A 21,970-nucleotide genomic window follows, 5' to 3' on the forward strand; every position below is an offset into this window, starting at 1 on the left:
ACTCGAATGTGTTTGAGGGTTTTTTGATGTTAATTTTGAGGATAATAGGTTTCTAAGTAGTGTTTCAGACGACGCATACCTTCTTTTAATGCATCCATATGATAGGCGTAAGAAATACGAATGTACCCTTTACCGTAGTCTGTAAAAGAGGATCCGGGCACCATGGCAACGCCTGCTTTTTCCAAAATATCGACACAGAAGTCATAATCGTTATCAGTGAAACGTGTGATTTTTGGGAAAATGTAAAATGCGCCTTGAGGTATGGTTTCTAATTCAAATCCCATATCGTTTAAAGCGCCTATTAAAAAATCACGGCGTTCGATGTAAGCGGCATTCATATGCTGTGGGGCATGTATACCTTCTGTCAGTGCTGCAATTGTTGCTACTTGTGATGGCACATTGGCACAAATACAGTTATACGCATGCATGAATGTTAATTGATTAATAATGTGTGTTGGTCCTGCTAAAAATCCCATACGTATCCCTGTTGCTGCATGTGATTTACTGAGCCCATTTATAAGTAACAATTGATTTTTAATGACATCAAATTGCGCAAATGATGTGTGATGTGTATTGAATGTATTTTCAGCATAAATTTCATCACTAATGACAAAAACATGATGTTTTTTTAGACAATCTGCTAATGCTTTAACTTCATCATAGGTTAATGTCATTCCAGTTGGATTTGAAGGGTAGTTTAATAGTACGACTTTTGTTTGAGGTGTTATATGTGCCTCTATCAATTCGGGTGTGACTTTAAATTGCGTTTTACGTGTATCCATAAACACCGGTTGACCACCTAATGTTTGAATTAGTGGAATGTAACCAGCGTAAACAGGGCCAGGTAAAAGGACTTCATCGCCCGGATTTAAAATGCATCTTAAGCTTGTATCTAATGCTTCAGATGCACCGTTTGTCATTATAATAGATTCAGCATCGTAAGTAACATGAAATTGTTTTTTTAAATAATCTGATACGGCTTGACGTGTTTCAAGTAACCCTTTGTTGTGAGAGTATGTCGTTAAATTATTGGTTATAGCATCTACATAGGCTTTTTTAACTGGAGAGGGCATTTCAAAGTCTGGTTGACCGACTGTTAAATTTATCACATCTTTTAATTGATGTATGCGATTCGAAAATTGTCGAATGCTAGGAGCTTTTAAATATTGAGATTGGTTATTGAGTTCAAGTTTCATAACATCACATCCTAAAAAAAGAGAAGTTACACCAAAGCATACCATACTTTAGGTGACTTCTCTTTAATTCTTTAAGAATAAGGTTTAAATTGTGAAGGTTTTTCCAAATGTACAAACGGATTGGTCCATTTGGCTACAAAATCGGTTGACCATAACCAAACGATAAATAGGGAAAGGGTAAAGTTGTAAATAACTCCGGCTAATGGATGATCAATAAACGGAAATAAATTATGGCCTCGAATAATACCTATAAATAAGCCATGTAATAAATAAACGTACATTGTTCTAGAGCCGATATATGTCCACCTTTGTCGTTTTTCAGGGATTAAGTTTAAGAATGCCAACATGGTAGAGAAAATAATGACATATAATGTAAGGCGTTTAATTGGACTTAATAAGACGTTCCATCCGCTAGTTTTTGTATAAGGTGAACTACCTAGCAACCAAGATGAGTCAATCGGATGAATATAGTAAATGATGAAAAACGTTAAAAGCGTTAAAAAAGATAGCGGCGCCAATTTTTTCCATCGAATCAGTTTACTAAAATGATCTCCAAGAATATAGCCTATATAAAATATAGGGAAAAATACTAAAGTGCGAGACCAACTTAAATAACCGTCTATGTTAGTTGAAAAACCCGCTAATATAGCGATTAAAATAGCAATGGGTAATACATATATCCATTTGTAGTTTCTGACGATAACGATAATGACATTAAAAAAGAATAGCGTTAATAAAAACCATAATGCGAATACAGGGTCAAAAGGATCCAAATCAATGGAACTATTTTTTCCAGAAATAAAATAGTAAATTGAGAAAAAGGCAAAGAAAATAAGGTAAGGACCTAATAATTTTTTACCCACTTTTTCAATATAGCCTGCGCGGCCAACATTTTTTGAAAAATAGCCAGAAATAAATAGGAATGCTGGCATATGAAAACTGTATATCGTTAAATACAATGCATTAATAGCTGAATGTGCATCTGTATAAGGTTGTATTAAATGTCCGAAAACAACCAAAAAAATAAGTAGTGCACGTGCATTATCAAAGAATGCATCACGTTTAATCGCATGTGCCATTGAGTTATACTCCTTTAACAATCGTTAATATAAATGTATTACAATCTTAGGGATGAATGCAATTGAAAGGGAAAGATAACGCTATATTATACCCACTTTATTAATAAGAAAATACAAATATAAATCACTTTTAGTAATCAGATAAAAGTATTTTTAAACTTTAATGCCATTACTATCATTTTAATAGTCTTGATTGAGGTTACTGATGACTTCAGTCACTATTATCAACATTTTGAAATAGGGGCAATATCAGTGCTATTCGAAATCTGTGATAGTAAAGATGACATTCCGTTTAATCTATGAGGAAGGCATTATAAAAAGGGCCAGAACAATATATGTCCTGACCCTTAAGAATTGATAGGCTGTTATTTTTTATAACGGTCTACATCGAAATATTTACCAGCAGCACCAACTGCATCGTAGAATTGTTTCATACGCGCAGCATTATGATGTGCCCAATTAATATCTGTAGCATATTGGTGCGTACCTGGATTTTCAGGATTCCATCTCATGCGGTAAAGCGTATTTTGACCAATACCGATATAACGGTTTTTGATGAAGCTTGCACCGCCGACTATTGCTTTACTTACAGTATTCCAACCGTAAGCTTCCGCAGTTTTAAAGCCACCGCGAATCGCATCTGTATCTACAGCACCGATACCAAACATATTGTAAAACTTACGTGTAGAATTTGTTACTACTTTATTGTTTGCATCAACATAGCCACCGTTAGCAAGGGTAGATGTACCATTACCCGTTTCAAGTAAAGCATGAGAGATGAGGTAAATTTCATTGATGTTATTTGCTTGAGCAGCTTGTTTGAATGCTTGACCTTGTCCAGCTAAGATGCCTTTACCTACTAACAGTTTGTTAAGTTGTGCAGCATCTAAACCTTGGTATTTATCCAATTTAAGGAATTGATATTTTTGAGTTGGGTCTTTTTCAATTGTAGATGGATTCATTGCGTTTGCTACTTCTGCGCGCGTTGCATCCACCCATTGACCAGGCACTCTTTGGATTTGTGGTTTATATGAAAGGTTAGACTGAATATCAACTGCTTGATTAAATGTATATGGTGAATTGATGTAACGTGTTAATTGTGAACGTAAGTCAGCTGATTTGATCCACGCACGTGTACCATCATTAAATTGACCATAATACCAAGTCACACCATTAACGAGTGCTGAACGTTGAACATTGAATAGACTTTCATAATAGCTTGATAAATATCCTTTAGCTTTAGCATCGCCAACATTTGTGAAGTATTGCCCGTTACGATTATATACGACATAGTCGACTGGCTTCGTTAACGTCTTAATTTGTGTTGGCGTAGGTTTTGGTTGTGCAACTGCTTTTGCAGTTAATTCGTTTTTATTGATCCAACCCATTTTTTGATTAATGTTACCAAATAGATACGTGTCTTTACCAACAAGTACAGATTTAGTTGCATTAAATGTACGATTTGTTAATGCTTTAAGTGTATCAATGCGTTGCTTTGCAGTACCCCAAGGCATTGCATATAAACCTGTAGCATTCGTGTTCACAACATATTGACCAGCAGCAGGTACTTCTTTACCTAATTGACGTGACAACACATCTTCTGTTTTGAACCAACCTAACGGTGTATTATTCGCATTTTGTAATAGCACGAAATTTTGATTGTTCGCTGAAGCTGTTTTAGTGATTTTGTATGTGCGATCAGCGTGACTTGAAGCGTCTTTACCAGTTTGGTCATAAATCGTAGCTCTAACACCTGAGTTAGTTGGTTTTAATTGACCAATCTGAGATACAGCTTGTACGATTTGTTGCGTAGCTTTAAATGCTTGTGCACCTGTACCTTTTACAGCGCCAGCCACTTGTACACTTGTACCCCAAGGTACACTATAGAGTGTTGTACCAGCTGGAATTGTAAAGTTTTTACTGATTTTAACAGCAGGTTGACTTGTACGGTAATCGACGTCTGATTGTTTCACCCAACCAATGTTAGTGCCATTATTGTAATCCGAAACAAGGTAGAACTGTTCACCATTTAGTGAAGCTTTTTTAGTTACATTCAATGTTTGGTTTGTTGCGGAAGTTTTCTTACCTGATGCATCATATACTGAAGCATACAGTCCATTATTTTTTGCGTTGATGCGGCCAACACCAGTGTCAGCAGTTACTTTTAATTGATTTGTGTTAGATGGTAACGAAAGTACGCTTTGGTTTACCCAACCCGAAACGTTATTTGCTGTACCATAAATATAAATTGCATTGGCAATTTGTTTTTGTTGTGTAGCTTTAAAGGCTTGCGCGCCTGTACCTTTTACAGCACCAGCCACTTGTGCACTTGTACCCCAAGGCACACTATAGAGTGTTGTACCAGTAGGAATCGTAAAGTTTTTACTGATTTTAACAGCAGGTTGACTTGTACGGTAATCAACGTCCGTTTGCTTCACCCAACCTAAATGAGTACCTGTATTATAGTCAGAAACAAGGTAAAAATTATTACCGTTTAATGAAGCTTTTTTAGTTACATTCAATGTTTGATTTGTTGCGGAAGTTTTCTTTCCAGCATTATCATATACCGTTGTGTATAAACCACTATTAGATGTGTTAATACGGCCGACACCAGTATCATTAGTTACCGATAATGGTGAAGACGGTTTAGTGTCCGGCGTTGACGGAGTAGAAGGTGTAGAACCACCTGGTGTGTATGCTGGAGAAGCTAATCCCATTTTAATCATATATTTTTCATTGATTAAATCATACAACTCATTATATGAATAGCCTCGTGAAGCTAAATAGCCATGTGGGTCTGTATGGTCCGTTCCACCTAAGAATCTTGATACTGCATCATGTGTCCATACAGTTCCTTGACCATCATATTCAGCACTATCTGGACGTAAATTATAATATTGAAGGTTTGTAGCTGCGTAATCAGCAAAGTTATTCATTTGACGCGCAAATTTGTCATATCCATATACGTGAACAAGTTCAATATTGATAAAACGTTCATTCGCATTAGGACCTGCTCCCCAAGAAAGGTAATCAGTAGGTTGTGTTTCAATGATACGTTGATCATTGATGAAACCGTGTACGAAAGCACTTTGGTAGTTACGTTTCATATAACTGATTTCACCCTCAATTGTAGAATTAGGGTTCGCTGTGTCATGTACAACAATACCTTCAGGTTTACCTACACCATTGCGATAGCCATATTTAGGGAAATAACTTGAAAAATCTTCTTCATATTTTGGAACAGTATAATTTTGTTTACGAATATAATCATTTATTTTTGACGCTACTTTAGGTTTATACGCAGCTGCCGCATTAGCACGCAACGCTGTAGTACCCGATGTCGCATTCGAATTTAATGATAATGTCGCTGGACCGCCTTTACCACCAATTCTTGGAGGGGTAGGTCCGTTTGGGTTGGCATTAATATCCGTAGTGTTTGTTTGAACAGAATAAGTTTTTGGTTGTGCTGATAATGATTGTGATGTGTTCGTGTTGTTTTGTGATGATACTTGTGAAGACTGTGTGTGTTGCGTTTGCGCAGATGCTTGTGTAGATTGTGTCGTATTCGTTTGCGCAGTAGATTGTGTTGCAGTTGTGCGATTAGCTTGTGCATAAGCTTCTGGTGAGACTTGCGCCTCGTTGTGTAATTGAATATGACTGTCTGATTTAGGTTGAGCAGTCGATGTTTGAGTTGATGCTTTTGCTGCAGTCGAAGTTACTTGTTTTGATTGCGTTGGAGTAGTTGATGTTGTGCTGTTTGTTGAAACTTTAGTTGGGTCTTGATATGCTTTAGTGCCAGAAACAGTAGTTTGTTGAGACGTTGTAGCAGCTTTGGCTTTTTCAGCTTGTTGTAACGCTTTTTGACTGTCAATAACCTTGTTAGGTGTAGGTTGTGTTGGTTGCGTCGTATTTTCTGCTGCGTCAGCATGATGTGCTGAAATTGCTGTTCCTGCAATCGTCAGTGCAATAATAGAAGGTGTTTTATACCCAATTTTTTTTACCATTTCATTACCCCTTTTTATCTGTAAGATAGTATAAAGTTGATTGATATCATTATATAGTGTCCCAACTCACAAATGGTGTTTTTAATTGTATTGTAATTTAATTTTAATAATCGTTTCACGAGATACATTAGATTCAAACATTTTTATATTTCATTTTTAGCGAATTGTTGATAGAAATATTACAGGATTATTAATTTTTATGATTTAACTTGCTTTTTCATGAAATAATGAGGAATGCCACCATCTAAAAATTGATCGCCATAAGCCGCATACCCTAAAGTCTCATAGAATGGAATGGCGTGTGTTTGCGCCCCTAACTTGAAATGCGTGTAGCCTTGATTTACCGCATGTTTTTCAAGAAATAACATTAGTTGTCTGCCTAATCCCAATCCGCGTGCTTCTTTTAAAACGGCAACCCTTTCTACTTTAACTATTGAATCGACAATGCGATATCTTGCAGTAGCTAGGGCTTTGCCATTGTCATCATATGCAATAAAATGCGTTGCAGTTTGCTCAAATTCATCTATCTCCTCCTCTTTAGGAACGTTCTGCTCATCAACAAACACAGTCATTCGAATTGATAATACATCACGGTACTCCTTATCACTTTCCACTTTTTTTATCAATTAAATCACTCCTATAGTATTTTTCTTTACATTAAAATATTTATACAATGATTTCAATATACTAAAAAAGAGCTTGTAGCATTAAAAGCATACAAACTCTTAGTCATATTGAAACATTATATACACTGGAGTAGCGTAAAATTTGAATTGATAATGCTACATTTTAGTGCATGTCATCATGTTTAAAAATAATGGATTTTATTACATTGATTACTCTGCGTTTTGTCTTACTAAAGCAGTGTATTGCCAAAAAATACGCATTTGAACGAGATTCCAGTTGTTCATTCCCATTGTATATCCTGAAGGCTTGAAAATATTTACATCCGTTACTTCTAAAGCAGCAGCAACCAGATATTGGATAGGAACACTTAAATTTTGCATTTCTGGTGTTAAACCATTTTCATTATACACCCATGAAAATGGAAGTGGTGAATCAAACACATCGATGGCGTCGAAAATTTCAGGTAATGCAACAATATAACAAGCCGCATTAATAACCAGATTCACTTCGCTATCTGAATAATAAACGAGGAGGGCTTCATAATTTTCACGGTGGGCATGGTTTACATAAAAGAGTTCAGAGCGAAAATGCGCCATATCTTTACTATGGATGATTTGTTGCTCCAACATTGTAAACATTCCATTAATTTGATTGATTTTTTCATATGTGTGTCGCGACATGTTGGATACCTCCTTTATTAGTATACGGATTGCGTATTAGGGTCTTGGACATGAGCATTGTCTTGCGTATATGTTTGGTCTTGAACAGGGGCTTGAGCGTCTTGTTGGTTTTGAGCAGGTGGTGTTTCAGAAGATCCAGGATTTTGCGAAACATCACTTTGCTGCGGTGAATTTGACTCCTCTGCATTTTTCTTAGTGTTTGGGTTCAATAAATGATCATCAATGTTAAGAAGGGGTGGGATTTCACCAAAAGCACGTTTCACGCGTTCTATTAGAAACTGTTGATGATCTTTTATAGGTTCTAAACCTAAATCGCTACGTAATCGATTCGCTGTTTTAATTAATGCATCAATATCAGGATTAATATAATAGATACCATTTAAAAGTTCATTTTCACCTTTTAACTGTTCTGTTTTAATTTCAGTATCACTAACAAGATAGTTGGTTGCGAGTGCACGTATTTCATCATACGATAAGTTATGTTGAGAATTGTTTCCTACAATTTTAATGATATCATCTAGTTTATGAAGAGATTGTGTCTCTTGTGCTTTTCGGAATAATATTTTTAAAACTTCCATTTGACGTTGGCCACGTTTTAAATCTGAATCTTGTTTACGTGTTCGCGTCACAGCAAGAACTTCTTCTCCGTTCAAAACTTGTTTCCCTTTTTTTATTTTAATTCGACCTTGATCTGTTCGGTTTGGCTCATTAAGATCATATGGAACATCGTATTCTATGCCGCCGAGTTCGTCGACAGTTTCAGCAAAAGCATCCATATTGATTCGTACATAATAATCGACAGGAATGTTTAATGCTTTTTCAACAGTGTCCATAGATGATTCTGGCCCACCGTAGGCATGTGCATGCGTTATTTTGTCGTAATAGCCTACTTTTGGAATGTAGCTTAAAGTGTCACGAGGAATACTTAACAAACGAATTTGATTTTTATCAGGATTTAATGTTGATAAAATCATTGCATCCGTTCGTGACTGTTCGACACTTTGTCCATTCTCTCTACGTGCATCACTATCATCAATACCTAAAAATAGTATGGATACAGGTTCTTTAGATGGATTGACTTTATGTTGACGCATTACAGATTCTCTTCTATCTTTTTGCGAAAAAGAATCGTCAAAAGCATCTCTTGACGAATTAAATAAAATAAAAGCAAATATTGCAGGAACAATTACGAGTATAAGCACTAGCAAATACAGTACGTATTTGAAAACTTTATTCATTGTAAGTTGCTCCTATAAAAGTGTATTTTATCTCTATGATTCCTTATTGTATAGGAAAATATAACAGTCTTTCAATGATTTTAACACAATTGTGATAAAATAAGCGTTTACATCATTCTATGTTTATGAGTGCGGTACACCTGAACTCAAATCGTATGAGTATCTCGAGTGTGAAATGTAGCATCGCATGTTCCGGGGGTTAAAGTTAATTAAATATAGAGGATTGTTTCACAACACATTTCTCCATCATGTATAATAATGATGTTGTAGTTTATTAAATTATAAATTAAGGATGGTGCACATTTTGAAGGCACAATGGATGTCACGTTTAGAAGAAAGTTTCGTTAAAAGCTTCTATGACCAGCAAAATGAGCAAGAACGTCAAGCCGCATTTGAAGATGCGTTAACTTTTGGTACTGCTGGCATTAGAAGTAAATTTGGGCTAGGGCCAGGTAGATTAAACAAATTTACAGTACGAAAAGTGGCATTAGGTTTAGCGCATTTCCTTCGACGTGATTTAGTAGAACCTTTAGTCGTAATTCATTATGATACACGCTATTTATCGGAAGCTTTTGCTAAAGAAATGGCTAAGGTATTAGCAACAGCGTCGGTATATGTGATTGTGTCAAAAACTTATAAATCAACACCTGAATTATCATTTGCAGTAAGGCATTTAAATGCTGATGCAGGTATTATGATTACTGCAAGCCATAATCCTAGTGATTACAATGGCATTAAAGTGTACGGTCGTGACGGAGGCCAATTATTACCAGAAGCCTCTGAACTATTAAGCGCGTATATTAACGCTATTGACTCACCTTTAAATATTGGTGTTGAATCTTTAGACCTTTTAAAAGAAAAAGGACGCATTCGTGACTTACCTCAATCGGTTACCGAAGACTATATCTCGCATGTAACAAAGCTTTATCAAGGTATTCAAGATCACGGTGCACATGTACTGTTATCAAGTTTACATGGGACGAGTCTACCAATACTTGCACATATATTTAAACGCTTAAGTTTTGAAAATTTTTCAATTGATGAGGCACAATCGATTCCTGACGGCGGTTTTCCTACATGTAAAACTGCCAATCCTGAAGACCCTATAGCGTTTCAACATGCATTAAAATGTGCAGAAAAAGCCAATGCTAAACTGATAGTAGCCACGGATCCTGATGCAGACCGTTTTGGAATGATTGAACGCTATGACGATGGTTCACATTACTTTTTTAATGGCAATGAAATAGGCTTAATGTTAATGAAGTGGCGTGCCCAAGAATTGATGCATAATCATGATCATAAATATGTTGTTAAAACGATTGTCACAGGAGCAACAAGTGAGGCATTGGCACAAAAGCTAGGTTTAGAGTGCATAAATGTCTTAACAGGATTTAAATATATCTCAGACCAACTTCATCAACGTGCTACACACAATCAACAATTGGTGTTAGCCTATGAAGAAAGTCATGGTTATTTAATTCAAGATTTTTCCAGAGATAAAGATGCCATTCAATGCATTCCTTTATTGGTAAAGTATAAACAAGAGTTATATCGTGAAGGTCGAACACTTTATGATGCACTTCAAGAAATTTATAAAGAAGTAGGTCGTTTTGAAGATATGACCCTTTCACCTGTGTATGAAGGAAAAGAAGGTAAAGATAAAATTAGTGCACTGATGACACATTTTAGTAAATATCATGATACGCATTTATGTGGTTTAAAGATAAAGACGATAGAAAATTATCGCACGGCTACAACAACTTATGTTGAAACGGGGCAACAACAAAACATAACTTTGCCTATATCAAATGTGATTCGGTTTACTTTTGATGAAGGGTTTATTGCGCTTCGTCCATCAGGTACTGAACCTAAAATGAAAATCTATTTTTCCCTTAAAGTGGCCAATTTTGATCAAGTCGTTCAAACCTTTAAACAAACGTATTTATAACGCGACGTTTATGGGGAATATAACCCTAGCTATTCAAGCTTCTAACGTTATACAGTATGTCACCTAATGATGTTCACTTATAAGAATGTGACGTCACTGTATAAAGATTTAGAGCAGGAATGTGCTTATAAAAAAACTGTCAACGTAGTTGCGACTATTGTTGACAGTTTTTTATTTATACCAGTATTAGTAAAGTAAAAAAGGGTAGAAGGTGAATAGACAAGTACATCCGTATTTTAATTGCTGTTTGTATTTAATTGAAATAATTACATTTAGAAAGGTTATATTTTAATTATTTATTATTTATTTTGGTGCGCATTTAGGTGTTTAAACGCATAGACAACTTAAAGTGGCGACGATATTTATTAAGAAAGTGTAAAAAATGTTAACTTAAATTTAATTTTAATGTAAGTTAGTGTAAAATTAAGGTAGAATTTAGCTTTAGGATTGAAATCGTGTCGGATTTAATTAAGAATTAATATAGGTTTAATATCTTTTAAGTCTAACGCATAATATTGATTAAACAAGAAGGTGTATGAAATGAAATTAACGACTGTCGGTTTAGGTTATATTGGGTTACCAACATCTATTATGTTCGCAAAACATGGTGTAGATGTTATTGGTGTTGATATTAATGAAAAAGCTGTAAATAGTTTAAATAATGGTCATATTCATATAGAGGAGCCAGGTCTACAAGAAGCTTATGAGGAGGTGTTGGCTACTGGTAAATTTAAAGCCTCACTCACACCTGAAGAAGCAGATGCATTTATCATCGCTGTGCCAACACCAAATAATGATGATGAATACGAATCTTGTGATATTTCCATTGTCATGAGCGCAACAAAAAGTATCGTACCATACCTGAAGAAAGGGAATACAGTCATCGTTGAATCAACAATTGCACCACGCACGATGGATGATTACGTAAAACCATATCTAGAACAACAAGGTTTTACGATCGGGGAAGATTTATATCTCGTGCATTGCCCAGAGCGCGTATTACCAGGGAAAATACTCGAAGAATTAATCAATAACAATCGTATTATCGGTGGTATAACACCTGCATGTATAGAGGCAGGTAAGCGTGTTTATAGTGCGTTTGTAAAAGGTGAAATGATCGAAACAGATGCGCGTACAGCTGAAATGAGTAAGTTAATGGAAAACACATATCGCGATTTAAACATTGCGTTAGCGAATGAGCTTGCTAAAATCAGCAATAATTTAAACATCAATGTGCTTGATGTGATTGAGATGGCGAATAAGCATCCACGTGTCAATATTCATTTACCTGGACCAGGGGTAGGAGGACATTGTTTAGCGGTTGATCCATATTTCATTATTGCTAAAGATCCTGAGCATTCACCATTAATTCAAACAGGTCGTAAAGTGAACCGTTCTATGCCCAATTATGTTGTTGAAAAAACAAAGCACATGCTTGCCCAACTAAACGGTAAAAAGATTGCTGTATTTGGTTTAACGTATAAAGGGGACGTCGATGATATACGTGAATCACCGGCATTCGATATTTATGAAGTTTTACGTCAAGATTCGTCTTTAGAGGTTGTGACATACGATCCACATGTGGCATTAGATTTTGTAGAAAAAGATTTTGAAAAAGCTGTGCAAAATGCTTCATTAGTTCTAGTACTTAGTGATCACTCAGAATTTAAACATTTAACGGATCAAGACTTTTCATCTATGAAGGATAAAGTTATTTTCGATACGAAAAATGTGATGCAACACGACTTCGAATCCGTTCGTTACTACAATTACGGTAACTTATATGAATTTGATCAACAATCATAAGTTTATTTAGATAGTAGGTTATATTGTGAAAGCATTAATCATCATTCTAAGAGAACAAATTGAAAACTGGCAACAAATTTTGCAACTCGCTGTCTATAATATGAAAAGTCAATACTCAAATCATTACTTGGGTGTTTTTTGGAATATTTTACAACCGATGATGCAAGTCGGAGTCTATTATTTGATTTTTGGATTAGGGCTTAGAGGAGGGGGAGATCGCCTAGTTGATGGCGCTCCCTTTATTGTGCATTTAATATCTGGTTTATTTCCGTGGTTATTTATTTCGCAAAGTATTAATTCAGGTGCAAATGCAATTCAATCCAATTTAAGTCTCGTTACAAAGATGAAGTTCCCATCGTCTGTGTTGTTATCTATTTCATTTACCAATACATTATTTAATCTACTTTTTATGACGAGTATTTTATTTGTAGTATCGGTATTACATGGTTATGTGCCATTTTGGAAGTATAGTCTTTTTATTTATTTTATTATTGCGGCATTCCCTGCCATTTTTGGCATTTCACTCTTGATGAGCTCGTTAGTTATAGTGATACGAGATACAAAAAATGTACTTCAAAATGTTTTGAGACTAGGCTTTTTTATGACGCCTATATTTTGGGGGCTTAGTTCAGCTCAGCCTATATTACAAACGATAGCGCGACTCAATCCATTTACGTATTTAGTTGAAATATATAGAAGCGCTTTTGTACATCATAGCCCGATGTTGTATGGGACAGCGGCTGACCATTTTTATTATTGGTCATTCACGTTACTCGTTTTAACTTTAGGTGCATTAGTACACCATCGTTTTAAAGATCGCTTATTAGATTTCCTATAATATGGAAGAAAGGACTCATTATGAAAGGTAAAATTTTATTAATCAGTCAAAATTTTTATCCTGAATTGGGTTCGGCAGCCAATCGTATGAAACAACTATATAAACAATTTGAAAAAGCTGGATATGAACCTTTAATTGTTACGACTGAACCTTCCTATCCCAATCATGCACTATTTGAAGATGATGCCTATTATGATGATTCAGAATTGAATGCATTAGAAGGGTACCGTATTATCAGAATTCGCATGCATTGCCAAAAGCAACATTCTGACTTAGTACATCGTCTATTTTATTATATTGAACTTATGATAAAAGTACGTATGTATATTGGGAAACTTGGTGACTATGCAAATGTATATGTCTCTAGCCCAAATATCTTCTTAGCATGGGCAACACTTTTTTTTAAACGCAATAAAAAGGCAAAATATTTTTTAGAAATACGAGATTTATGGCCGGATAGTTTTTTATGTTTGAAGAAAATAAAAGTTAAATTTCTACTCCCTTTACTAAAATGGTTAGAAAAACAAATGTATCAACAAGCTGATGAAATTGTTGTCAACAATCCGTATTTTCAATCATATATCAATGCAATGTTGAATGAAAATCGAGAAATGGTCTATTTACCGAACGCTGTATCTCAATCAGAATGCTTAAATCCGATTAAGGAAACAATGTTTTCTGTAGTTTATACAGGTAATATCGGCTATGCCCAAAATGTTGACCAATTGATCGACATTGCGCGTGGATTAAATGAAATAGGCATCCATATGACAGCCATTATTTACGGAGTGCAAGCAGATGTATTTAGAGAGGCTGTTAAGCGTGAGCATTTGTCAACAATTCATTTAGTTCCGCCAATGAAAAGAGATGCGTGTTTAAAAGTGATTTCAAAGCATCATGTCTCTCTGTCTATATTAGAGCCGAGTGACGTGTTTATGAATGTGATGCCAGGTAAAATCGTAGATAGCATCTGTTCTGGTACACCAGTGGTAAGTAATGTAGGTGGCTATACAGGCGAACTGATAAATAGTCAACAATTAGGTTTTGCCAAAGCAGGAGCCTCTACTACAGAGATTATTGATTATATCGAGCAAATTAAAATGAATCCAGAGTTATTAGATCACATCATCTCTCAAACTAAAAACTTAAGAGATAAACAGTTCATTTGGGAAAATAACTTTCCTAGACTTACTGGGAAATTAAGAGGTGTTTAAATGGATGTTGAAATTAAAACTTTTTTAGAATCATTGTCTTATACGCACTGCTACGTTCATATCAATACGCCGGTTTTAAATGGATATAGAGATGAAGCATTGGAGGACGAAATTCGATTACATCAGCATCCGACTTATGCCCAAGTATTATATGAACACGATGATACGCTTGCGCTCCATATTCAGGAACAACGTATTTTCGTGCCGAAATCTGCAGTTTCTCTTATGCTATTTGAAGATTATGATTTTAAATTAAGCCAGTTCACGATTATTCAATTTGAAAAGCCTACAGTACGTTTTGATAGCAAAACGAAAGCAACGACACCCATACATATAGATTGTCATTGGAAATACATTGCAAAACATTTATACATAACGCAACAATTACACAACCAACATCAACAACTAGCTGTAAAAAAACTGCTTGGAGATAACATCAAAAAACAAGGTCAAATTGCGCAATTAATTGAAATGAAAGATACAATATTGAATCGTTATTTGAAACTTAGAGAATCTAGGCTCGGACGTATCCAAATTAAACTATGGGAGAGACGTTCATGAACTTAAATACAATTAAAGATATCTTGTTTGGTAAACCTAAACCTTTTCAAATGACGCGTGAAACAATTACTCATGATAACGCAGAATTAAATACTTTAAAACACATTTCAGAAAGCATGAATCAATGTCCAGATAAGGCAATTTATGATATTAATAACGCCTCATTTTTAAACATGTATATTGATTATATTCAAGCTTTTCACCAATACGGTAAAGGTCAACGAGAAGCTTTATTTGAAACACCTCAAGATATGGAATTAGATGCTTATTTATATCAAAAGTTAGATTTAAAAGTAGGTATTATAGCAGACACATTCTTATACGATGCATTAAAAGGGGTGTGTCATCTCACATATTTAAATGATGAATTCATTGATGACGCTTATGATTTAATTATTGTCGCTTCAACTTGGAAAGGCATAGATGGTTATTGGGATGGTGTGACCAATCCCAATAGAGAGAAGTTTGCTGAATTACAAAAAATCATTCATTATTATCAATCTAAAAACATCCCTGTGATCTTTTTCAATAAAGAAGATCCCGTTAATTTTGATGTGTTTTTACCGCATGCACAATTGGCAGATGTCATTGTAACGACTGAAGCAGCGTTAATACCGACATACCAGAAACACGTCAATCATCAACGTGTGTATCATTTGAAATTTCCGATTAACCTACGACAACATAATTCAGTGGGTATTGAATCGTCATTAAACACAAAAGAGGTTGTTTTTGCCGGCTCATGGATTGAAAAGTATACTGAACGCAATCAAGATGCCAGGGTAATTTTTAATGGTATTCTTAAGAGTGCTTATGATTTAACAATTTACGACCGTAACTTATGGTTGAATCAACTTAAATACCAATTCCCGGCAGAATTTATTTCAAATATCGCTGCGCCATTATCACATGATTACACTATGATGATGCATAAAAAACATCCGTTTGCGATTAACCTTAATACGATTAAATATTCAACAACAATGTGTGCCAATCGTATTTTTGAACTACAAGGAATGTCGAATTTTATATTTTCAAATTACAACACATTTATCAATGCAGAGATGCCACAAGTACAAATCATCTTTGATGAAAAAGATGTGGCAGCCACTTTAAATTTAGACACTGCATTATTACAACGCGCTCGTAAAATTGGTGAGCACCAGGTTGTGAAACACTATAATCAATTTGAATGGTTAAAACAAATTGCACAATGGTGTGACCTCACTTGTAAACCGACGCAATGGCCGCAAATATCAGTGATTATAGATGCTGAAGATAAACGTGCACATCAAATGTTTGCACAACAATACTATCCAAATAAAGTGTGTGTTCATGACATAGATGATGTTAAAACGCCATTTTACACATATTTTGAAGGAACACAAGATTATCAACCAGAATATTTAGATAACTTAGTGTTACCTTTAGCATTCACGAATACATCATTTATTACGAAATCATCACAAGGTAATCAATATGTTTCAAAGTATGAGCATAAAGCACATACTTTATTTAAAAGAGATACAGCAATGCATGAAGGCTATGCACAAGATATGACGTTTTTGAACCAAGCGCCAAAATCATTAACGTATTCAGAACCAGTATTGAGTGTCATTGTTCCTATTTATAATAATGGGGCGCATCTTGAACATAAAGCATTAAGATCAATCATCCGTAATCCCCAATTTCATCAATTTGAAGTCATTTTAGTGGATGATGGATCGACAGATCTTTTGACTCGAAATACAATCGCACGTTATGAAAAATGGTATGACAATATTAAAGTAGTCACTCTAGAAGCCGCTTCAGGCAGTGCTTCAACACCAAGGAACATTGGAATGACCCATGCACGTGCGCCATACATGACTTTCCTCGATCCAGATAATGAGTGGGTTGGAGAGGGCATCAACCAACTTTTAGATGCGATTCAAGCAGATGATAATTTGGACGTCGTGGTAGGGAATATGATTAAAGTAGACAATGAGAAAACGCGAGTTCATGCATATTATCAACAATTTGTTAATACGATGCACCAGGATATGACACAGGATACTGTGACATTACTTAAGCAATCTAAACTTAAGACTGCAAGCATTCAAGCGTTAGTGGCACGAACGTCATTTATTCGTCAGCATGGCATTCAAATGGTTGCAGGAGCACTCGGCCAGGATTCATTATTTTTTCTTAATGTGATGCACTTTGCGCGTAAAGTAAAAGTCGTTGATGCAATCATTCATACGTATTACGCAGCAATAGCACAATCTATGACAAATTCAATTTCAGCATCATTTTTTAAGAAGTATTACAAGCTAGAAATAGAAAAAATTAAATTTTTAAAACAGCATGGTTATTTAGAGACGTATATGCAATATCGTTTTAATTTTTATATGAAACATTGGTATATCGCACGTATCAATCGTGCATCTTACGTCGACAAGCCAGTGGTAGTAGCATTTTTAGATATTTATCACTTATATGATTCAATGAAACGACCAGATGATGATGAACTGAAATCAGCAATAAAAAAGTTACAAAGCGAGGTTAAATGATGGGTTATTTATTAGTTACAAATGCGTATCCCAACAAAGATAAAATTTACGCTAATGCTTTTATTCATAGAAGAGTGAAAGGGTATCAACAACATGGTTTAGATATCACTATCGTTGTTTTTACAACTAAGATTAAACGTGATGAATATTATGATGGTGTGAAAATAATGTATATGAATGAAGCACAATTATACAACCACCTATTATATAACCAATATGACAAACTATTATTTCATTTTATTAATTATAAAATGTTTCAAGCGATTGAACGCCTAGAACACAAACCTAAGGTGGCAGTATGGATACATGGTTTTGAGGCAGAAGCTTGGTACACAAGATATTACAATTATTTAGCATCCGCGAAAACGCTAAATGAACAATTAAGAAAAAAAGATGCACATTATCCGTATCAACGTGCATTTTTTGAAAAATTAATGACACGCCAAGATATGAATGTTCAGTTTGTATATGTTTCGAGAGGTTTGAAAGAATATTACGTCGATCCATTTGTAGGCGTTTCACCTCAAACGTACAAAATAATACCAAATATTATTGATAAGCATATGTTTCCGTATAAAGAGAAAAATGAGGATGCGCGTTTTCACATTTTATCGATTCGACCTTATACGGCTAAAAACTATGCTAACGATTTAACGGTGGAAGTTATCTTAAAACTTTCTCAAAAGAAATGGTTTAAAAAACTACAATTCTCACTGTATGGCGATGGACCTTTATTTGATACGTTGACGGCGCCATTGCGGAATTTTAATAATGTGAGTTTAAATAAAATGTTTGTACCGCAACATGAAATTTCAGGCTTGCATGCACATCACGGTATTTACCTTGGTCCGAGCCGACATGATTCACAAGGGGTGTCACTCAATGAAGCAATGAGTTCGGGTTTAGTACCTATTTCAAATGCGATTGGTGGTATACCAGATTTTGTAGAACATGGTGTTTCAGGATTTCTAGCTGAACGCAATAACGTTGACCAAATGGTTGAAGCGATTACTTATTTAGTGGAAAATCCAACACAATTTAAAAAAATGAGTCGCGCTGCTTCTTCTAAGATTCAAGCATTAACTGGCAATGATATTGTCATCCAAAAAGAGTTAGAGGTGATTTTAAATGACTAATGTTGATTATAAAAAAGCATATGAATATTTAGAGAGTCAACTAGAGGACATAATGCTAGAGACGTCTATTTTATTAGACCATAATCCAGCTACTTTAAGAATTGATGAAATCATAGCGGATCAAACTGAAGAAGGAAAGGTTACGATTACCATTTGTAGTTCAGGTGAACAGATGAAATATGCATTATACATTTATAAGAAAGGGCAATCGATTCCCGAAGAAAAATTAATGTATCAAGCGCAAAATGTATTTCAACTGTCATTAGAACCAGGAAAATATAGAATTAAAGCTTTTGTGCAACAAAATAACACACAAAAAGTAGCGGAAACCAAAGAGATAAAAGTCTTTTAAGAGAGGAGGATCGACTTGGTCAATAATGAATTTATCATTTCTAAACATTTATCAAAAGGGGAAAAAGTATTAGATGTGTGGTTTAAAAGTAGTGAAAATGATGTCGAACTATTAAAACGCGTTGTCAATCACATGCCACACTTACAAAAGGTTAACTTTTATTTTGATGAAACCATCAATCATGTACAAATGATGATTTATCAAGAAATTGTAAATCATCTAAAAAGCCATGTAACAGTTAAACTCATTTTTCAATCCCTCCATGTGCAATTTGAACATGTAGAAGCTATCATTGGAAAACTTATAAATGACTATACAATTAATATTTACTATTACAGTAAAGGCGCATTGCATATCGAATTTTTTGGCAATGATATCGTCCCGTTTGACAATAAGCATAATCGCTATTTGTATGAGCAACTTAAATCAGAATTTAGAGAAGCACGTGAGCGTCCAGTGATGAATGATATGCGTTTGAAGCAAGAGTTACTGACAGTTAAAAACGACTATGACGATCTTTATCAAACGTATTTGGCAACACATAAACGTATGCAGTATGCATTTCGTGAATTACATAAATTTAAAAGAAGTGCTTGGAAATACAAGAAAAAGTATTTAGACAATGAAATTTTCATTAATAATATGGAGCGTATTGCGTATTATAAGAAAAAAGTCAATAAACGCAATATATATAAATTAGTCAAATTGATGTTGAAAAGGGTGAGAGTAAGATGAATGTGCAGGAAGAAACATATAGTCCCGAACAATTAGAAGCAATGCAGAAACCTAAACGTAGACAAGCGCATACGTTCATTAATGAAGCATTGAAATCCATCCAATCATTTCAACCACACCATTTTCAAAAAGGTATCAGTTATATATTGTTTTTAGATGAATGCGACATTCAATTTCTACAACCCATAGTGGACCAATTTGAGCAAGTCATTGTCGTTTTTGAAACACAGGATGCGTTGGCTGAGTTTGTACGTTCACCATTAAAAGATGAACAGCATGTGTTTTACTATTTTGATGATAGGGCATTCCAATACTCATTTAAATTTGTGACACAACGTATTAATCAATCGCATTGTTGTTTTTATTTTAAAAACGACGCACGCATTGAAACGCGAATTAAAACGGAACAATTAGCACAATCTGTTGTGTATGGTGCGGGTAGTCAAAAAATATATCCTACCTACATGATAAAAAAATTAAATTTACATTATCGCCTACATCAATATATGCGTCATTATATCGATGAAGTCGTGAATCATACGTATCATGTATCTTATGCGATTAAGGGGCACCATAATGAGGTGCAGAAAGTGCCTAAAATACAATCATCTAACGATGTCATCCAAGCACTTGAAACGATTAAAGCAATATATAATGAAACGATGATGATGCATTCAAATGTGATGCAAAAACCTGAAGCGAATATACTTATAGAAGGTATCCGTCATTATTTAGATCAGCAAGATAAAGTGACACGCGACAAACTCTATGCCTATATCTATCAATCAATGGATCAATTTAATTATCATTTGTTAAATAAAGATAAAGCAGAAACGTTAGTAATTGCCTATTGTTTCCCACCATATATTGATACGAGTGGCAACGTGATGGCAAAGCGTATTCGTGATAAAAACGAAATTGTGGATGTGATATCTAACAATATGGCACGTCTACGTCAAACGGATGAAAAATTAACATCACTCTCGCATCATCTTATTGATCGTCACTACCAATTAGAAGCTAAGCAAGCATTCTCTAGTTGGGAAAGTATTAGCGGATTTGTTGAACAAGGCTTAGAGGTTTTACGACAAAACTCTAAAACATATCAGCATTTATATTCACGTGCAATGTTTCCACAATCGCACTTTTTAGCTTATGAAATCAAACAAAAGTACCCAGATATATTTTGGCGTGCGGAATTTTCAGATCCGCTGCATTCCACAGTGACAAGTGATTTGCGGTTTGCGCCGATTGAGGATACTCAGTATATTGAGACAATTAAATCTCAACTTAAACCAGAACTTAAAGCGTTGGTTGATGATAATGTGTTCAATGTATGTGAACTGTTAGCTTTATCTGATGCAAACGAACTTATCTTTACAAACGAAAATCAATTAGAATATATGATTGCGCGTTTTGACGATACGTTAAAACATTCTATTCGTCAAAGAGCAGTAATTTCACGCCATCCTATCCCTTTAAAATCAGACTATCGTAAAGAAATGACGCATTACACTGTTGATCCAGATGTCATTAATTTAGGCTATTTCGGTAATTTTTATGAAACACGTGGTTTTAACGAAATAGAATTAGTTTGTAAATATTTAGAAGCGAAAGGTGAAACGAATTTCAAAATTCATTGTTTTACAAATGTGAAAGGAAATGTCAAAGCACTGCATCGTAACAGTGATTTCAATGATTATATCGTCTTACATTCTTTAGTCGGTTATTTTGAATTCTTAAACATTACTACACTTTTAGATGGACTATTATTATTTGATGCACATACTAAAGGCATTAAATCTATTAATCCGTACATTCCTTCAAAATTAAGTGACTATAAAGGAAGCGGTAAAGCGATATGGGCATTTACTGAAGAAAAGAGTATTATGGATCAAGATGAAGATATCATACGTACGCATCTGGAAGATTTTGAACATTATATCGATGGGTTTAATCGTATAAAAAACAATGTAGCACGTTTTAACTCGGAAAAATAACATA

At 34.8% G+C, this 21,970-nt stretch carries 16 protein-coding genes; 10 read left to right on the plus strand and 6 right to left on the minus strand.

The genetic code is table 11. The features are described from left to right. Positions 1–29: 29 nt before the first annotated feature. From CD172_RS03270 to CD172_RS03295, 6 genes are all read right to left on the minus strand, one after another. The gene (locus tag CD172_RS03270) at positions 30–1,196 is read right to left on the minus strand and encodes an aminotransferase class I/II-fold pyridoxal phosphate-dependent enzyme (protein ID WP_103345473.1); all 1,167 of its coding nucleotides are present in this window, start codon (positions 1,194–1,196) and stop codon (positions 30–32) included. A gap of 71 nt (positions 1,197–1,267) precedes the next feature. Further along, entirely contained in the window at positions 1,268–2,275 is a 1,008-nt protein-coding gene (locus tag CD172_RS03275) for an acyltransferase family protein (RefSeq protein WP_103345474.1), read from the minus strand. A 365-nt stretch (positions 2,276–2,640) separates the two neighbouring features. Continuing rightward, a complete protein-coding gene (locus tag CD172_RS03280; protein WP_103345475.1) occupies positions 2,641–6,279 on the minus strand; it encodes an N-acetylmuramoyl-L-alanine amidase in 3,639 nt (1,212 codons plus the stop codon). A gap of 197 nt (positions 6,280–6,476) precedes the next feature. Further along, positions 6,477–6,905 carry a GNAT family N-acetyltransferase gene (locus CD172_RS03285; protein ID WP_103345476.1) on the minus strand — a complete coding sequence of 143 codons (429 nt, stop codon included), beginning with the start codon at positions 6,903–6,905 and terminating at the stop codon, positions 6,477–6,479. A 210-nt stretch (positions 6,906–7,115) separates the two neighbouring features. Next, positions 7,116–7,586, minus strand: coding sequence for a DUF2538 family protein (locus tag CD172_RS03290; RefSeq protein WP_103345477.1), 471 nt, complete (start codon positions 7,584–7,586; stop codon positions 7,116–7,118). Positions 7,587–7,603: 17 nt separating this feature from the next. After that, entirely contained in the window at positions 7,604–8,824 is a 1,221-nt protein-coding gene (locus tag CD172_RS03295) for an LCP family protein (protein ID WP_103345478.1), read from the minus strand. 304 nt (positions 8,825–9,128) lie between these two features. Between CD172_RS03295 and CD172_RS03300 the strand changes: the two genes are divergently transcribed. The 10 genes from CD172_RS03300 to CD172_RS03345 all read left to right on the plus strand — a co-directional run bounded on the left by CD172_RS03300 (position 9,129) and on the right by CD172_RS03345 (position 21,966). After that, the gene (locus CD172_RS03300) at positions 9,129–10,772 is read left to right on the plus strand and encodes a phospho-sugar mutase (RefSeq protein ID WP_103345479.1); all 1,644 of its coding nucleotides are present in this window, start codon (positions 9,129–9,131) and stop codon (positions 10,770–10,772) included. A 540-nt stretch (positions 10,773–11,312) separates the two neighbouring features. Next, complete coding sequence (locus tag CD172_RS03305; protein WP_103345480.1) at positions 11,313–12,578, plus strand: nucleotide sugar dehydrogenase; 1,266 nt, start codon at positions 11,313–11,315, stop codon at positions 12,576–12,578. A gap of 25 nt (positions 12,579–12,603) precedes the next feature. Then, positions 12,604–13,416, plus strand: a complete 813-nt coding sequence (locus tag CD172_RS03310; protein WP_103345481.1) for an ABC transporter permease — start codon at positions 12,604–12,606, stop codon at positions 13,414–13,416. A gap of 20 nt (positions 13,417–13,436) precedes the next feature. Beyond that, positions 13,437–14,630, plus strand: a complete 1,194-nt coding sequence (locus CD172_RS03315) for a glycosyltransferase family 4 protein (protein WP_103345482.1) — start codon at positions 13,437–13,439, stop codon at positions 14,628–14,630. Then, positions 14,631–15,191, plus strand: a complete 561-nt coding sequence (locus CD172_RS03320) for a hypothetical protein (protein ID WP_103345483.1) — start codon at positions 14,631–14,633, stop codon at positions 15,189–15,191. Beyond that, positions 15,188–17,743 (plus strand): glycosyltransferase family 2 protein, encoded by a 2,556-nt coding sequence (locus CD172_RS03325; RefSeq protein ID WP_103345484.1) that lies wholly within the window; start codon positions 15,188–15,190, stop codon positions 17,741–17,743. Before CD172_RS03320 ends, CD172_RS03325 begins: the two co-directional genes overlap by 4 nt. Beyond that, complete coding sequence (locus tag CD172_RS03330) at positions 17,743–18,879, plus strand: glycosyltransferase family 4 protein (protein ID WP_060550779.1); 1,137 nt, start codon at positions 17,743–17,745, stop codon at positions 18,877–18,879. The genes CD172_RS03325 and CD172_RS03330 overlap by 1 nt, the downstream gene beginning before the upstream one ends. Further along, positions 18,872–19,231, plus strand: a complete 360-nt coding sequence (locus CD172_RS03335; RefSeq protein ID WP_103345485.1) for a hypothetical protein — start codon at positions 18,872–18,874, stop codon at positions 19,229–19,231. The genes CD172_RS03330 and CD172_RS03335 overlap by 8 nt, the downstream gene beginning before the upstream one ends. Before the next feature lie 15 nt (positions 19,232–19,246). Then, positions 19,247–19,966, plus strand: coding sequence for a hypothetical protein (locus CD172_RS03340; protein ID WP_037565984.1), 720 nt, complete (start codon positions 19,247–19,249; stop codon positions 19,964–19,966). After that, positions 19,963–21,966 (plus strand): hypothetical protein, encoded by a 2,004-nt coding sequence (locus tag CD172_RS03345; protein WP_103345486.1) that lies wholly within the window; start codon positions 19,963–19,965, stop codon positions 21,964–21,966. The genes CD172_RS03340 and CD172_RS03345 overlap by 4 nt, the downstream gene beginning before the upstream one ends. Positions 21,967–21,970: the final 4 nt, after the last annotated feature.

The organism is Staphylococcus agnetis, assembly GCF_002901865.1.
Classification (GTDB): domain Bacteria; phylum Bacillota; class Bacilli; order Staphylococcales; family Staphylococcaceae; genus Staphylococcus; species Staphylococcus agnetis.

Bases quoted from the DNA above. Each gene is read 5' to 3' on its own strand.
- CD172_RS03325 (WP_103345484.1), top strand. From the start codon at position 15,188: ATGAACTTAAATACAATTAAAGATATCTTGTTTGGTAAACCTAAACCT.
- CD172_RS03345 (WP_103345486.1), top strand. From the start codon at position 19,963: ATGAATGTGCAGGAAGAAACATATAGTCCCGAACAATTAGAAGCAATG.
- CD172_RS03275 (WP_103345474.1), bottom strand. From the start codon at position 2,275: ATGGCACATGCGATTAAACGTGATGCATTCTTTGATAATGCACGTGCA.
- CD172_RS03315 (WP_103345482.1), top strand. From the start codon at position 13,437: ATGAAAGGTAAAATTTTATTAATCAGTCAAAATTTTTATCCTGAATTG.
- CD172_RS03295 (WP_103345478.1), bottom strand. From the start codon at position 8,824: ATGAATAAAGTTTTCAAATACGTACTGTATTTGCTAGTGCTTATACTC.
- CD172_RS03330 (WP_060550779.1), top strand. From the start codon at position 17,743: ATGGGTTATTTATTAGTTACAAATGCGTATCCCAACAAAGATAAAATT.
- CD172_RS03305 (WP_103345480.1), top strand. From the start codon at position 11,313: ATGAAATTAACGACTGTCGGTTTAGGTTATATTGGGTTACCAACATCT.
- CD172_RS03335 (WP_103345485.1), top strand. From the start codon at position 18,872: ATGACTAATGTTGATTATAAAAAAGCATATGAATATTTAGAGAGTCAA.
- CD172_RS03280 (WP_103345475.1), bottom strand. From the start codon at position 6,279: ATGGTAAAAAAAATTGGGTATAAAACACCTTCTATTATTGCACTGACG.
- CD172_RS03270 (WP_103345473.1), bottom strand. From the start codon at position 1,196: ATGAAACTTGAACTCAATAACCAATCTCAATATTTAAAAGCTCCTAGC.
- CD172_RS03320 (WP_103345483.1), top strand. From the start codon at position 14,631: ATGGATGTTGAAATTAAAACTTTTTTAGAATCATTGTCTTATACGCAC.
- CD172_RS03290 (WP_103345477.1), bottom strand. From the start codon at position 7,586: ATGTCGCGACACACATATGAAAAAATCAATCAAATTAATGGAATGTTT.